At 69.0% G+C, this 13988-nt stretch carries 8 protein-coding genes and 1 pseudogene; 7 read left to right on the plus strand and 2 right to left on the minus strand.

Translation table 11 applies throughout. The features are described from left to right. Window positions 1-27: 27 nt before the first annotated feature. Genes ilvD through ilvC form a run of 4 tightly spaced genes read left to right on the plus strand, consistent with a single transcriptional unit; the run spans window position 28 to window position 5205 of the window. The gene (gene ilvD / locus JNB61_RS00645; RefSeq protein ID WP_220338469.1) at window positions 28-1746 is read left to right on the plus strand and encodes a dihydroxy-acid dehydratase; all 1719 of its coding nucleotides are present in this window, start codon (window positions 28-30) and stop codon (window positions 1744-1746) included. A 46-nt stretch (window positions 1747-1792) separates the two neighbouring features. Next, window positions 1793-3598 (plus strand): acetolactate synthase large subunit, encoded by a 1806-nt coding sequence (locus tag JNB61_RS00650; protein WP_220338470.1) that lies wholly within the window; start codon window positions 1793-1795, stop codon window positions 3596-3598. 3 nt (window positions 3599-3601) lie between these two features. After that, the gene (gene ilvN / locus JNB61_RS00655) at window positions 3602-4111 is read left to right on the plus strand and encodes an acetolactate synthase small subunit (RefSeq protein ID WP_159843596.1); all 510 of its coding nucleotides are present in this window, start codon (window positions 3602-3604) and stop codon (window positions 4109-4111) included. A gap of 14 nt (window positions 4112-4125) precedes the next feature. After that, window positions 4126-5205: a ketol-acid reductoisomerase gene (gene ilvC / locus JNB61_RS00660; RefSeq protein ID WP_368858212.1), complete on the plus strand. Its 1080-nt coding sequence runs from the start codon at window positions 4126-4128 to the stop codon at window positions 5203-5205. A gap of 83 nt (window positions 5206-5288) precedes the next feature. On the opposite strand, the gene JNB61_RS00665 is transcribed toward ilvC, so the two are convergent. Continuing rightward, window positions 5289-9467, minus strand: coding sequence for an AfsR/SARP family transcriptional regulator (locus tag JNB61_RS00665; protein WP_220338471.1), 4179 nt, complete (start codon window positions 9465-9467; stop codon window positions 5289-5291). A gap of 158 nt (window positions 9468-9625) precedes the next feature. On the opposite strand from JNB61_RS00665, the gene JNB61_RS00670 reads away from it, so the two are divergent. Next, window positions 9626-9940, plus strand: a complete 315-nt coding sequence (locus JNB61_RS00670; protein ID WP_220338472.1) for a hypothetical protein — start codon at window positions 9626-9628, stop codon at window positions 9938-9940. 111 nt (window positions 9941-10051) lie between these two features. Beyond that, window positions 10052-11341 (plus strand): annotated as a pseudogene (locus JNB61_RS00675) (alpha-L-fucosidase); the annotation flags it as partial. A gap of 6 nt (window positions 11342-11347) precedes the next feature. Here the strand turns inward: JNB61_RS00675 and JNB61_RS00680 are convergent. Beyond that, on the minus strand, window positions 11348-12499 hold the full coding sequence (locus JNB61_RS00680; protein ID WP_220338474.1) for an ROK family transcriptional regulator: 1152 nt from the start codon (window positions 12497-12499) through the stop codon (window positions 11348-11350). 188 nt (window positions 12500-12687) lie between these two features. Here JNB61_RS00680 and JNB61_RS00685 point away from each other — a divergent pair, with 188 nt between their 5' ends. Continuing rightward, complete coding sequence (locus JNB61_RS00685; RefSeq protein WP_222854979.1) at window positions 12688-13950, plus strand: ABC transporter substrate-binding protein; 1263 nt, start codon at window positions 12688-12690, stop codon at window positions 13948-13950. The last annotated feature ends 38 nt before the right edge of the window (window positions 13951-13988 follow it).

The raw sequence follows: 13988 nt of genomic DNA on the forward strand, positions 1-13988 counted from the left end.
GTCGCTGTGCGGGAATACACTGAACCAATGGCCCAGCCCGATTCGCTCGCTGACAACTCCATCGACATCAAGCCCCGCAGTCGCGTCGTCACCGACGGCATCGAAGCCACGACGTCGCGTGGCATGCTCCGTGCCGTCGGCATGGGCGACGCGGACTGGGAGAAGCCGCAGATCGGCATCGCGTCGAGCTGGAACGAGATCACCCCCTGCAACCTGAGCCTCGACCGGCTCGCCCAGGGCGCCAAGGAGGGCGTGCACGCGGGCGGCGGCTATCCGCTGCAATTCGGGACCATCTCCGTCTCGGACGGCATCTCGATGGGCCACGAGGGCATGCACTTCTCCCTCGTCTCGCGCGAGGTAATCGCCGACTCGGTCGAGACGGTCATCATGGCCGAGCGCCTCGACGGCTCGGTGCTGCTCGCCGGCTGCGACAAGTCGATCCCCGGCATGCTGATGGCCTCGGCCCGCCTCGACCTCTCCAGCGTCTTCCTGTACGCCGGCTCGATCGCCCCCGGCTGGGTCAAGCTCTCGGACGGCACCGAGAAGGACGTCACGATCATCGACTCGTTCGAGGCCGTCGGCGCGTGCCTCGCGGGCAAGATGAGCGAGGCCGACCTCAAGCGGATCGAGTGCGCGATCGCGCCCGGCGAAGGCGCGTGCGGCGGCATGTACACCGCCAACACGATGGCCTCCGTCGCGGAGGCCCTCGGCCTCAGCCTCCCCGGCTCGGCCGCGCCGCCCTCGGCGGACCGACGCCGGGACTACTTCGCGCACCGCTCCGGCGAGGCGGTCGTCAACCTGCTCCGCCAGGGCATCACCACGCGCGACATCCTCACGAAGGAGGCGTTCGAGAACGCGATCGCCCTCGCGATGGCGCTCGGTGGCTCCACCAACGTCGTGCTGCACCTGCTTGCGATCGCCCGCGAGGCGGACGTCGACCTGAGCCTGCACGACTTCAACCGCATCGGCGACAAGGTCCCGCACGTGGCCGACATGAAGCCGTTCGGCAAGTACGTCATGAACGACGTCGACCGTCACGGCGGCATCCCGGTCATCATGAAGGCGATGCTCGACGAAGGACTTCTCCACGGCGACGCGCTCACCGTCACCGGCAAGACGCTCGCCGAGAACCTCGCCGACCTTGACCCCGATCCCGTCGACGGGACCGTCATCCACTCCTTCGACGACCCGATCCATGCCAAGGGCGGCATCACGATCCTGCACGGCTCGATCGCGCCCGAGGGAGCCGTCGTCAAGTCGGCCGGATTCGATGCCGACGTGTTCGAGGGCCCCGCCCGGGTGTTCGAGCGCGAGCGTGCGGCGATGGACGCCCTCGAGGCAGGCGAGATCGCGGCGGGCGATGTCGTCGTCATCCGCTACGAGGGCCCGAAGGGCGGACCGGGCATGCGGGAGATGCTCGCGATCACCGCCGCCATCAAGGGCGCCGGCCTCGGAAAAGATGTACTACTCTTGACGGACGGCAGATTCTCAGGCGGCACAACCGGCCTGTGCATCGGCCACATAGCACCCGAAGCGGTGGACGCAGGTCCCATCGCCTTCGTGCGCGATGGTGATCTGATACGGGTCGATATCGCGGCTCGCACTCTCGACCTACTCGTCGACGAGGCTGAGCTTGACTCCCGCCGCTCTGGCTGGGAGCCGCTTCCCCCGCGCTATACCCGTGGCGTCCTTGCCAAGTACTCCCGACTCGTGCGCTCCGCTGCGGAGGGCGCGACCACCGGTTGAGCCTGGCTTCCGGCATCCCCTCCGACCCACTTCAGAGGAAATCACCATGTCAGCCGACACCGCCGCGGCCGTTCCCCGGCCGCCAGCCCGCACCGCCTCGACGCCCGTGCTCACGGGCGCGGAAGCGGTCGTCCGTTCGCTCGACCTGCTCGGGGTGACCGACGTCTTCGGTCTTCCCGGCGGGGCGATCATGCCCGTCTACGACCCGCTCATGGACGACGAGTCCGTGCGCCACATCCTCGTCCGCCACGAGCAGGGCGCCGGTCACGCGGCCGAGGGCTACGCCGCGGCATCCGGTCGTGTCGGCGTCGCGCTCGCGACGTCCGGTCCGGGCGCGACGAACCTCGTCACCGCGATCGCCGATGCGTACATGGACTCCGTGCCGATCGTGTGCATCACCGGCCAGGTCTTCTCGACCCTCATGGGAACCGACGCGTTCCAGGAGGCCGACATCGTGGGCATCACGATGCCGATCACCAAGCACTCGTTCCTGGTCAAGCGTGCCGAGGACATCCCCGGTGCGATCGCCGCCGCGTTCGAGATCGCGTCGACCGGTCGCCCCGGCCCGGTGCTCGTGGACATCACCAAGGATGCGCAGCAGGCCGAGGTGCCCTTCGTGTGGCCGCCCAACATCGACCTGCCGGGCTACCGTCCGGTGACCAAGGCGCACGGCAAGCAGATCCAGGCCGCGGCTCAGCTCATCGCCGACGCCAAGAAGCCCGTGCTGTACGTCGGCGGCGGCGTGATCCGCGCGCGCGCCTCGGAGGAGCTCCGCTCGCTGGCCGAGACGACGGGCGCTCCGCTCGTCACCACGCTGATGGCTCGCGGGGCTTTCCCGGACTCCCACCCGCAGCACCTGGGCATGCCCGGAATGCACGGCACGGTGCCGGCGGTGCTGGCACTGCAGGAGGCCGATCTCATCGTGGCCCTCGGCGCGCGCTTCGACGACCGCGTGACCGGCAAGGCCGCGCTGTTCGCGCCGCACGCCAAGGTGGTGCACGTCGACATCGACCCCGCCGAGATCTCGAAGATCCGCACCGCCGACGTGCCGATCGTGGGAGACCTCAAGGACGTGCTGGTCGACCTCGACGTCGCGTTCCGTGCGGTCAGCGGCGGCACCGCCCCCGACATCAGTGAGTGGTGGTCGTTCCTCGACGGGCTGCGCGACGAGTTCCCGCTCGGCTATACGCAGCCGACCGACGGGCTCATGGCACCGCAGTACGTGATCCAGCGCATCGGCGAGCTCACCGGCCCCGAGGGCGTCTACGCCGCCGGTGTCGGCCAGCACCAGATGTGGGCCGCGCAGTTCATCAAGTACGAGCGCCCGAATGCCTGGCTCAACTCCGGTGGTGCGGGCACGATGGGCTACTCGGTGCCCGCCGCCATGGGCGCCAAGGTCGCCGAGCCCGAGCGCGTCGTGTGGGCGATCGACGGCGACGGCTGCTTCCAGATGACCAACCAGGAGCTCGCCACCTGCGCGATCAACAACATCCCCATCAAGGTCGCGATCATCAACAACTCGTCGCTGGGCATGGTGCGCCAGTGGCAGACGCTGTTCTATGACGGCCGCCACTCCCACACCGACCTCAACACCGGCCACGGCACGGTGCGCATCCCCGACTTCGTGAAGCTGGCGGAGGCGTACGGCTGCCTCGCGATCCGCGTCGAGAGGGAAGAGGACGTGGATGCCGCGATCCAGACGGCGCTCGAGACGAACGACCGTCCGGTGGTCATCGACTTCGTGGTGAGCGCCGACGCGATGGTGTGGCCGATGGTGCCGCAGGGCGTGAGCAACAGCTTCGTCCAGTACGCGCGGGACCACTCGCCCGCCTTCGACGAGCAGGAGGACTGAGACATGACGAGTCACGTGCTGAGTCTTCTTGTGGAGGACAAGCCCGGTCTGCTGACGCGGGTCGCGGGGCTGTTCGCCCGGCGCGGGTTCAACATCGAATCGCTCGCGGTGGGCGTCACCGAGGTGCCCGGGCTCTCGCGCATCACGGTGGTCGTGGACGTCGACGAGCTTCCCCTCGAGCAGGTCACGAAGCAGCTGAACAAGCTCATCAACGTCATCAAGATCGTGGAGCTCGACCCCGCGGCATCCGTCCAGCGCGAGCACATGCTCGTGAAGGTGCGTGCCGACAATCAGACGCGCTCGAACGTGCTCGAAGTCGTCAACCTCTTCCGTGCGCAGATCGTCGACTACGCGCCCGACGCGCTCGTCGTGGAGGTGACGGGCGACAAGGGCAAGGTCGAGGCGTTCCTGCGCGCGCTCGAGCCGTTCGGCATCAAAGAACTGGCACAGTCCGGCCTCGTCGCCATCGGCCGCGGCGGCAAGAGCATCACCGAGCGTGTGCTGCGCGGCTGAGGCTCCGACGAGCTCTGCCGCAGCATCCCTCACTTTCCAGAACCGATCAATCAAGGAGAAACACGAAGATGGCTGAGATCTTCTACGACGCCGATGCCGACCTGAGCATCATCCAGGGCAAGAAGGTGGCGATCGTGGGCTACGGCTCGCAGGGTCACGCGCACGCCCAGAACCTTCGCGACTCGGGCGTCGAGGTCGTCATCGCGCTCAAGGACGGCTCGAAGTCGATCGAGAAGGCGCAGGACGAGGGCTTCGAGGTCAAGTCGGTCGCCGACGCGGCCGAGTGGGCGGATGTCATCATGATCCTCGCGCCGGACCAGCACCAGCGCGGGATCTACAACGACAGCATCAAGGACAAGCTGACCCCCGGCAAGACGCTCGCGTTCGCGCACGGCTTCAACATCCGCTTCGGCTACATCGACGCGCCCGAGGGCGTCGACGTCATCCTCGTCGCGCCCAAGGCCCCGGGCCACACGGTGCGCCGCGAGTACGTCGCGGGCCGCGGCATCCCCGACATCATCGCCGTCGAGCGGGACGCCACCGGCAACGCCTGGGCGACCGCGCTGTCGTACGCGAAGGCCATCGGGGGCACGCGCGCCGGTGTCATCAAGACCACCTTCACCGAGGAGACCGAGACCGACCTCTTCGGCGAGCAGGCCGTCCTCTGCGGTGGCGTGTCGCAGCTCGTCCAGTACGGCTTCGAGACCCTCACCGAGGCGGGCTACCAGCCGCAGATCGCGTATTTCGAGGTGCTGCACGAGCTGAAGCTCATCGTGGACCTCATGTGGGAGGGCGGCATCGCGAAGCAGCGCTGGTCGGTCTCCGACACGGCGGAGTACGGCGACTACGTCTCGGGCCCCCGCGTCATCGACCCGCACGTCAAGGAGAACATGCAGGCCGTGCTCGCCGACATCCAGTCGGGCGCGTTCGCCAAGCGCTTCATCGACGACCAGGACAACGGCGCCGTCGAATTCCTCGAACTCCGTGAGAAGGCGGCGGCTCACCCGATCGAGTCGGTCGGCAAGGACCTCCGCTCGCTCTTCGCATGGAAGCAGCAGGACGAGGACTACGTCGAGGGCTCGGCCGCGCGCTGATCCCGACTCTCCGACCGCGCTAGACGCGATCGTCACCGAGAGCCCGGTCCCCGAAGGGGCCGGGCTCTCGGCGTCTGCGCGCATCAGTGCGGCGCGTCGGCAAGCGCCGCGCACGTGGCGACGCGATCGTCGCCGGCGAAGTACGTGTCCCACTCCTCTTCGGTCAGCTCCCTGCCCGCGATCGCGCACGCCGCTCGCGCTTGCTCCGCCGGTCTGAGATCCCAGGACATGACGCCGCCGGGGCCGTTCGTGAGGAGCCTCGTGCCGTCGGCCGCGAGGAATCCTCCTGGTCCTTGGTCGTACGCGCTCATGTCGATCGCGTCGCCGAGGGGGATGTCGCGCGTGAGATCGAAGAGCTGCAGCCGGTTGTCGAAGCCGACGTTCAGCAGAGTGCGCCCGTCGACGCTCGCCATGAGCACATTGCTGCTCGCACTCGAGCGCGACAGCGTCGACACCGGCTCGAGGGTGGCCGCGTCGACGCGCTGGATGCCGCGGGCCATGACCGAGATGAGGTCCCCGTCGGGCAGGATGATGGTCCTGTCGTGGTCGAACAGCCCGCGCGCGAGCACCCGGCCGTCCGAGAGGCGGAACACCCCGACCTGCGAGCGGCCGATGCCCTGATCGAGCCAGTTGACCACGACGATCTCGCCGTCGGCCGATTGACTCACTGATCCGATGTAGGCGAACTCGTTGTCGTCGATGCGCAGCGTCGCGCCGACCTTCTTGACCGTCACCGGATCCACCGCCATGATCTGCTCGCTCGACGCGACGAAGACATGCGGCCCCCACCGCGCGGTGAGGAGCCAGAGGTCGGCGGGCGACGCCCCGTCGTCATACTGGTAGCGCTGTCCGGTGCGGATGTTCACGAGCCAGAGCTCGTGCTGTGCTTCGCTGTAGACCTCGGCCACGTCGTTCCCGAGAAGCGTGATGCCGTCGGCTTCATCGCCGGTCGCGGCATCCGTCTGCAGGTCCCACAGCTGCGCGGGACCGCCGCCGATGGGCACCGTCACCATGTAGCGACCGTCTTCGGCGGGGGGCTCCAAGATCTGGCGCGCCGGTGCGATGAGCTCTGCGCCGGCGCTGCTGCCGTCCAGGCGCCATCTCATCCACCGCGCGTTGAAACCGTCGTCGAGGAGCACGGTGTCGTCGTCGATCGCCGAGACCAGCACATGCCCCGGATTCTGGGTGGCGAGGCTCGGTCCGGAGGGTCGTCCCGTCTCCGGATCGAGGACCGACACCGTGCCCACGTCCGAGCAGAGGATGGTCCCGTTCGGGAGCCGTTCGAGCAGCCAGCACGGGTCCGCGTCCGCGGTGGGCAAGGACCACACCGTGTCTCCGGAGTCGGCCCGCACGCGGGCGCGACCCTCCGGACCGGAGGTGAGAAGCCCGCCCGTGCCATCCGGCGTCAAGCTGTAGCCGCCCATCTCTCCCGGCAGCTCGATGGACCGGATCAGGGCGAGGCTCGCTCGGTCGAACACGTCGACGCGATCGTGCACCCCGACGGCGACCCGGCCGGAGTCGACGACCGCCACGGCGTTGTAGATCCCTCCCTCTCCCGTGAAGTCGCCGAACGCGTCCGGTCCGGAGGTGCGCACGTCGCCGCTGCGGGTGTCGACGGACATCGCGTCACCCGTGATCGGATGCTGGAAATAGGCGACGCTGCCGTCCTCGCCGAGATCGACGTCGACACTGGTGCGCATCTCGAGCAGCCGGCTTCCCGGCAGCTGCTCGCCTGAGCTGAGGTCGACGAACGTCAGCTGATTCCAGCAGCACGAGCCACGGTCGTCCGGGTCGACGAACGTGCCCGACTGAACCAGGCCGACGCGACCGTCGGCGCTCACCTTGACGTCGCGGTAGTCGGAGAGCCAGCGGTCCTCGACCACCAGGTCCACGTCGAGCTCCCGCACGACATCGCCCGACGCCGCGTCGACGATCTCCAGCGCCGTGCCGGCTTCACCATCGCGCACCCGCAGGGCGGTCCCCGTACCCGGGATCGCGGTCATCGTCGTCCGATACGCGCCGGGCGTCGCATGGGCGTCGAGCAGCCCGCTCGCCGAGGTCATCGTCCCGAGGAGCGCCGACCGCACGCGCGGATCGTCAGGCCAGCGCCGGTACGCCTCTGCGGCGAGCAGTGCCGCGCCCTCGCGGTCGCTCGCGCGCAACGACAGCGACGTCGCGACGACGGCCTCGACCTTCGCGTTCTCCGCCGCGGCGGCGGCCTCCTGACCACGCAGACCGGCGAGTGCACCGGCCACGACGGCGGTGACGAGGAGGATCGCCGCGCCGACGAGCGACATGGCGAGCACGCGTCCGCGGCTGCGTTCGCGTGCCGCACTGTCGCTGAGCTCCCTGATGCTCTCCTCCTCCCGGGCGGCCGACGTGTCGAGCAGGTCCGCCTCGACAGCCGTCAGATCGGGGTGGGCGGCGTCGCGCCAGGCGAGAGCGCTGTGCAGTCGTGCGCCGCGCAGAAGGTCGTCGTCAGCACGACCCGCGGCATCCCAAGCTGCAGCCGCCGTCTCGACGGCTCGCAGCGTCCGCGCGCCGTTCGCATCGTCTTCGAGCCATCCGTCGAGCCTCGGCCAGGCGATGGCGACCGACTCGTGCGCGATCGCGACGGCGTCTTCGTCTATGGTCACGAGGCGCGCCTTCGCGAGGCGCTCGAGCACCCGACGGCGCGGCGCATCGGCGAGCAGCGGCGCCGCCGCGACACGACGCCTGGTCGACGCGCCATCGGCTCCGCGGTCGACCAGGCGCAGCATGAGTGAGCGGCAGAGGTCCTGCTCCTCGGGGGAGAGGCTCTGGAACGCCTCTTCGGCGGACTGGGCGATCGCGCCGGGGATGCCGCCGGCGGCCCGGTAGCCGGCCACCGTCAGCGTGGTGCCTTCGCGTCGCAGCCACGTCTGCTGCAGCGCGTGGGAGAGGTGCGGGAGCGTTGATGAGCGGTCGCCGGCATCGCGGACTGCGAGCTCTACCAGGCCCGGTTCGAGGTGCAGCCCCGATCGCCGCGCCGGCTCCTCGATCGCGCTGCGGTACGAGGCATCCGTCAGTCCTCCCAGCAGGTACACGCTGCGACCGACGTCGTCCCCGAGCCCCGGCAGGGCCCGGAGTCGATCGAGGGCGTCGGACCGGACCGTCACGAGCAGGGCGCCGCCACTCGCGACGAACTCGTGCGCGAGCAAGCTGAACGACGACGCGGCGTCGGAGGAGGCCGCCAGCAGCTCCTCGGCCTGGTCGATGGCGAGGACGTGCGCGTGCGCAGACGCGCGTTGCACAGCTGCCGCGCCGTCCGAGCCGGGGCGCACGACCTCGATCAGGCGACCCCGCTCCTGCAGCCGTGGCAGCACGCCCGCGAGCAGGAGGGATGACTTGCCCGTACCCGACGCGCCCGCGATCGTGACGACCGACCCGGCCGCCAGACGTTCGAGGATCGCCTCGGTGTCGTCTTCCCGACCGAAGAAGACGTCGGAGTCCTCTGCACCGAAAGGCCGGAGACCGGGGTAAGGACAGGCCGCCGCGGCCGCCGGAGCCGACGGGGGAGCCGCCAGCGCCGGGTCGCGGCGGAGGATGGCGACATCGAGTTCGGCCAGTCGCGCACCCGGCTCGATTCCGAGCTCCTCCGCGAGGCGCTCGCGCGCTGCGCGCAGCACCGCAAGGGCCTCAGCCTGTCGGTCCGCGCGGTAGTTGGCGAGGGCCACGATAGCCCAGCGGTCCTCTCGCAGCGGCTGCTCACGCAGCAGCCTCTCGGCGTCGGGCAGGAGCGAACGATGCTCGCCCGCCGCGAGACGAGCCTCCAGGAGTTCTTCCTCGATGCTCTCGCGGATCTCGTCGAGCCGCAGCGCCTCGACGATGCCCGGCTCCCACCCGGCCACATCGGGCAGCGGCTCGCCGCGCCAGAGCGCGAGCGCGCGGCGATACGTGTCGATGGCGCGCTCGTGCTCGCCCCGGAGGGCGTGTGCGCGGGCGGTGGAGGCGAGCCGTTCGAACTGCACCGCGTCGATCGAGTCGGCGTCGATGCCGAGTCGATACGTCACGCCGACGGTCTCGATGCTGTGGCTGCCGAGCCGGGAGCGGATCCGCCCGACAGCGTTGCGGACCTGTTGCTCCCACGTGCGCGGCGCGGCCTCGCCCCACCAGGCATCGGCCAGTTCGCTCGGCGAGACCGTCGTTCCCCGGCGCACGACGAGTGCCGAGAGCATGGCACGCTCACGCGGGCTCAGCGGTCCTGCTCCGGTCTCGAGAGGTCCCAGCACCTTCACGACCACACCCGAAGTGTCGACCCGGGGCGGGCGCGGGTCAATGGGTCGAGCCCTGCGCGGATATCGCGTGGATATCGACGGGGCACGGGTGGATATGCGCGGTGAGGAGCGTGGATATCGGCAGCCCGGCTGACAGGAGGCCGGCCGATGAAGGAGATGCAGCCATGAACATGAAGTCCGCAAAGCGCGGGGTGGCCCGCGCACTCGCCGCTGCGGCGATCGCCGGTGCACTGGTCGGGCTGGCAGGATGCCAGACCGGAAACGCCGACACCACGATCGCTCCCACGCCGTCGCCGGTGCATGCTCCCGGAGCGGGCCTGCCTCGCGGATTCGAGGGGCAGTCCGCCGACCGCATGGAGCGGGAGGTGCAGCGGCAGATCGCGCGCGGCGTGCGACCGTCGTTGACGTGCGCCGACCACACCGTCGTCGAGCATCCGGACGGGGGGTTCCACCTGGTGTGTGCACAGCCGATCGATTGACCGGTGCAGCGTTGTGCGCGCAGAGCCCGCCCGCACGTGGCGGGCTCTTCCGTGCAACCCAGGCACGCGTTGACGCTGAGACATCGGATGTCTGTGCGAGGATGAACGTGACCGACGACGGAAGGCGAGTGGGCGAGAATGCGACAGCAGTGGTTCGACGAGGCGCGGTTCGGGATGTTCGTGCACTTCGGCCTGTACAGCGGTGCGGCACGGCACGAGTGGGTGCAGAACTACGAGTTCCTGTCCGACGAGGATTACCGTCCGTATTTCGAGCACTTCGATCCCGACCTGTTCGACGCACGGGCGCTGGCGCGCCGCGCGAAGGAGACCGGCATGGGCTACGTCGTCCTCACGACGAAGCACCACGACGGCTTCGCCCTGTGGGACACCGCCGTGAGCGACTTCAACTCGATCAGAGCGTGCGGCAGGGATCTGGTGCGGGAGTACGTCGACGCCCTCCGCGCCGAAGGGCTTCGGGTCGGCCTGTACTACTCGCTCCTCGACTGGCATCACCCTGACTTCACCGTGGACGGGAACCACCCGCGACGCGCCGACGACGACATCGCCGCTCTCAACGAGGGGCGCGATATGGCGCGGTACCGCGAGTTCCTGCACGCTCAGGTGCGGGAGCTGCTGACGGGCTACGGACAGATCGACTACCTGTTCTTCGACTTCACGTACCCGCAGTCGTCGGACGGGCTCGCCGGCAAGGGCCCGGAGGATTGGGGCGCCGAGACGCTCCTGGCGATGTGCCGCGAACTGCAGCCCGAGATGCTCGTCAACGACAGACTCGGTATCCCGGGCGACTTCGTCACCCCTGAGCAGTACCAGCCCACCTCGCCGCTGGTGCTCGACGGCGAGCCGCAGGTGTGGGAGGCGTGCCAGACGATGAACGGCTCATGGGGGTACCACCGCGACAACACCGAGCAGAAGCCCGCGACGCTGCTCGTGCAGATGCTCGCGGACTCCGTGTCGATGGACGGCAACATGCTGCTCAACATCGGCCCTGACGGACGCGGTGCGATCGCGCCTCGGGACGCGCGCACGCTGGCAGAGATCGGCGAATGGATGCGGCTGCACCGTGGTGCGATCGTCGGTGCCGGTCATGCGCCCTTCGACCCGCCCCGCGAGGGCGTCTACACGCGACGGGGACGAAAGCTGTATCTGCACATGCTGTCGTGGCCGCTCGGCTTCGTCCATCTGCCGGGGCTCGCCGGCAAGGTGACGTACGCTCGGCTGCTCGACGACGGATCGTGGCTGCGCACCACGGTCGCCGATCCGACGCAGAAGGCGGCCAACATGACGCCGGCCGGGGAGGCGGAGGGGACGCTCACCGTCCACCTCCCGGTGCGGCGGCCCGACGTGCTGGTGCCGGTGATCGAGCTCACGCTCGCCGACTGATCCTGCTCAGGTGGTGGGCAGCTCGAGGTTGTCGAGCGCCCACCGTGCTGCGCCATGCAGAATCGCGTCGGCGCGCGTCTGCGCTGCCTCGATGCGCAGCTGCTGGGTCGCCAGCGGGTGGCATGCCTCGTAGACGCGGCTGCGCACTGCGGCGATGAACGGCTCCGACGCGCTCATGCTGCCCGTCAGGAACACCGCGTGGGGGTTGAAGAAGTTCACGACGCCGGAGAGCGCCTGACCGAGGTGCGTGCCCGCCGTGCGGACGATCGTGGTCGCCTCCGGCTCGGCGTCGCGGGCGAGAGCCAGTACGTCGGCGGTGGTCTGGACGTCTGTCCGACCGCGCTCGCGCATCTGCCGCACGAGGCTCGCGCCGCTGGCCACCGTCTCGAGGCAGCCTGTGTTGCCACAGGAGCAGGGGATGTCGCCACTGCCGTCGATCCGGGTGTGGGTGATGTCGCCTGCGGCACCCGTGGCACCGCGGTGGATGTGGCCGTCGACGATGATGCCGCTGCCGATGGCCGTGCCGGCCTTGACGGTGATGCTGTGCCCGTTCGCGCCGAACTGCGCGCGGTGCTCGCCGAGGGCAGCGAGGTTCGCGTCGTTGTCGACGGCCACCGGAACGCCGTAGCGCCGCCGCACGTACTCGGCGACACGGAAGCCCGGCCAGCCGGGCATGCGCGACGGCTGTGTGACGGTGCCGCGGTCGATGTCGACCGGGCCGGGAAGGCTTATCCCGATCGCATGGATCGCGGTGTCCTGCGCGAGCGAGTCGAAGACCCCGCATACCGCGTCGAGAGTCGCCTCGGGTCCGTCGGTCAGAGCGACCGGGATCGAGCGGGTCTCGCGAAGGTCGCCGCTGAGCGAGTGCGCCCCGACGCGCGCGTGGCCCCCGCCGAGGTCGACCGTCAGCAGGATCCCCGAACCCTCGTCGATGCCCAGGAGCCTCGGGCGGCGGCCGCCGCGCGAGGTCCCGTCGCCACGCTCGGTGACCAGCCCGGCGTCGATGAGCGACTGCACCCGCAGGCTGACGGTCGATGGCGCCAGCCCGAGGGCTGCGGCGAGCTCGCTGCGCGAGCTCGCCTGACCACGAGCGATGAGATCGATGATCCGCCGGGACAGGTCCTCGTCGGCGGAAGGTCGGTCGTTGTCGGGGGTCATGGTCTCTCTCGAGGGTGATGGCGGCGCGTGTTTCGGAGTCGTGACGAAGTATCACACGTCGATAAACATCCGATGTTCGGGTTGCGTCACCCATCGAAACCTGACAGGGTGACTTGCGACACAAGAGTACAAGGTTGATTCGAGAATCGAAATAACCTGAGCGAAATGGCTGCCATAGGAGGCATTCGATGAAGAAGTTGCGCGTCGGCGCGGTGGCCGCAGCCACCGGCGTAGCGGTGGTCCTGACGGGGTGCGCGAGCGGTTCGGGCGGAGAGAGCTCCACCGATGGCAAGCCCACCATCGTCGTCGACATGTGGGCGGGGAGCGAGGCCGACACTACGGCACTCGAGAAGCAGGTCGCGATCGCCCAGGAGGAGAACCCCGATGTGACGATCAAGCTCCAGACGGCGCCGTGGAACGACTTCTTCACGAAGCTCACCACGAACATGGCGAGCGGCAACATGGCGTGCGTCACGGGCATGAGCGGCGCCCAGCTCGGTGGCTTCACCGACGGGTTCCGTGAACTGACGGCGGACGACCTCGAGACAGCGGGCCTCGACTTCGCCGACTTCAACCCGGGCGCGGAGGGCATCCTCAGCTTCGAAGGCGGCCTGTACGGCGTTCCGTTCGACGTCGCGACGATGCTCGTCTACTACAACCAGGACATGCTGACGGCCTCGGGTGCGGCGACCCCCGAGATCGGCTGGACCTTCGACGACTTCGAGGACATCGCGACCACCGCGACCGTGGACGGCAAGTACGGCTTCGGCATGGGCATGGGCGGATACCAGTGGATGTCTCTGCCCATCGCCCTGTCGGGCAAGCAGCCCGCTTCGGAGGATGGCACTCTCCACATCGATGACCCTGACTTCGTGGACGCGGCGTCGTGGTATTCGGGCCTGGTCACCGACCTGGGCGTAGCCGCGCCGGTGGCGTCGGCCTCCGACACCGGCTGGGGCGAGAACCAGTACACGGGCGGCAACGCGGCCATGGCCGTCGACGGCACGTGGAACGCCGTGAGCTACCTCAACAACGAGTCGGGCTTCGCCGCCGGTATGGCGCCCCTGCCGACGGGCGACCTGGGCAACGCGGGCCCGATCCTCGGCTCGGGGTACGGCATCTCGAAGACGTGCGACAACCCGGAGGCCGCCCTCAAGGTGATGGGTTCGCTGCTCGGCAAGGACGCGCAGGACTACATCGCCTCGTCCGGCCGATCGTATCCGGCGCGCACGGAGTCGCAGCCGCTCTACTTCGACTCGATCGACGAGGAGTACCGCGACCAGGTCAAGACCGTCTTCGAGTCGGCCTTCGCCACCACCGTGCCCCTGTACATGACGAAGAACTGGGAGAAGCTCGACAGCTACATCCAGCCGAATCTCGTCAGCGTCTACAACGGCCAGATGGAGATGTCCGACCTGCTGGAGAGCGCTCAGGCGCAGTTCGGCAACTGAGCGGGTTCGTCCTCGAATCCCTGCACGCGAGCAAGAGA

Source organism: Microbacterium ureisolvens, from assembly GCF_019511645.1.
Classification (GTDB): domain Bacteria; phylum Actinomycetota; class Actinomycetes; order Actinomycetales; family Microbacteriaceae; genus Microbacterium; species Microbacterium ureisolvens_A.

What these genes read in the sequence shown, in the direction of transcription:
- ilvD (WP_220338469.1), top strand. Translation starts at nt 28, where the DNA reads ATGGCCCAGCCCGATTCGCTCGCTGACAACTCCATCGACATCAAGCCC.
- JNB61_RS00650 (WP_220338470.1), top strand. Translation starts at nt 1,793, where the DNA reads ATGTCAGCCGACACCGCCGCGGCCGTTCCCCGGCCGCCAGCCCGCACC.
- ilvN (WP_159843596.1), top strand. Translation starts at nt 3,602, where the DNA reads ATGACGAGTCACGTGCTGAGTCTTCTTGTGGAGGACAAGCCCGGTCTG.
- JNB61_RS00670 (WP_220338472.1), top strand. Translation starts at nt 9,626, where the DNA reads ATGAACATGAAGTCCGCAAAGCGCGGGGTGGCCCGCGCACTCGCCGCT.
- JNB61_RS00680 (WP_220338474.1), bottom strand. Translation starts at nt 12,499, where the DNA reads ATGACCCCCGACAACGACCGACCTTCCGCCGACGAGGACCTGTCCCGG.
- JNB61_RS00685 (WP_222854979.1), top strand. Translation starts at nt 12,688, where the DNA reads ATGAAGAAGTTGCGCGTCGGCGCGGTGGCCGCAGCCACCGGCGTAGCG.